The 910-nt window shown below is 78.4% G+C and carries 1 protein-coding gene and 1 pseudogene; one reads left to right on the top strand and one right to left on the bottom strand.

Translation table 11 applies throughout. The features are described from left to right. A pseudogene (locus tag E4J93_RS08135) lies at window positions 1–571 on the bottom strand (hypothetical protein); the annotation flags it as partial. A 112-nt stretch (window positions 572–683) separates the two neighbouring features. Here E4J93_RS08135 and E4J93_RS08200 point away from each other — a divergent pair. Continuing rightward, window positions 684–910, top strand: a 227-nt coding sequence (locus E4J93_RS08200) for a hypothetical protein (RefSeq protein ID WP_222705713.1), incomplete at its 3' end; no start/stop codon positions are given.

Raw genomic sequence — 910 nt, 5'->3', positions numbered from 1 at the left:
CAGCGGGCTCGGGCGCGGCGGCCGAGGCGGGGGTGGCGGAGCCGGGCGCAGCGGGCGCGGCGGGGGCGGAGGACTCGGGGGCAGCGGGCTCGGGCGCAACCGGTGCCTGGTCCGCGACCCTCTCGACAGCCGGCACCGCGCCCACGGCCGCCCGGGCAGCCGGCGCACCAGGCCCGGGCGCAGCCGGAGCCGGGTCCGCAGCAGCCTTGGCCGTCGGAGCCGGCGCGGGCGCGGCGCCCTCCATCACGATCTCGAGCGTACGGGTGCCGAACTCCTCGTTCACCGCCGGCACCAGAAGGGCGCGAATGTCCTCGCGCGCCAGCATCTTGTACGCGAAATCGGACTTGGGGGGCAGCGTCACCGTGAGCACGGTGCCGTCGTCCGATGTCGCGCGCGCATGGAAAAGCAGCCCCGCCGCGTTCGCCTTCTGCGCCGATACGCGCTTCGCCACGGCGTCCCACTTGCGCTGCAGCTCCCCGGCATCCTTCGCCGCGGGCGCGGACGCGAAGGCCTGCGCGCCGCCGTCGGCCGCAGAAGAGGACGTCGTCGCAGCTACACGACCCCGCTGCACGGGCGCCGCCGCAGCGGGCCCGGACGTCGCCGCAGGCGAAGCGACGGACGCCCGGGGCGCAGGCTGGGGCGAAGTCGCGCGGGCCGCACCGGCCGCGGGCGCGGCTACCTGCATGCCACCGGCCATAGCCGAGGCATCCGCGGCCGGCCGGGGTGTCCCGGCAGCGGGCGCCGGCGAAACCACTGCACGCGGACGCGGGGTCGACGCCGCCTGGGGCACGGGCGTCGCATGCGGGCCGCGCTCCCACGGAAGCGCCCCGGAGGCCGACGCGGACTGCGGCGCGGCAGCCGGTCCAGCGGCGCGCGAGGTCGGCGCAGCCGGGCCGGCCGCATTCCGGAC

The sequence above is a fragment of the Collinsella sp. BA40 genome, from assembly GCF_008014645.1.
Classification (GTDB): domain Bacteria; phylum Actinomycetota; class Coriobacteriia; order Coriobacteriales; family Coriobacteriaceae; genus Collinsella.
Note: the sequence above shows the minus strand (reverse complement) of the source record. Positions and strands in the feature narration are given on the sequence as shown.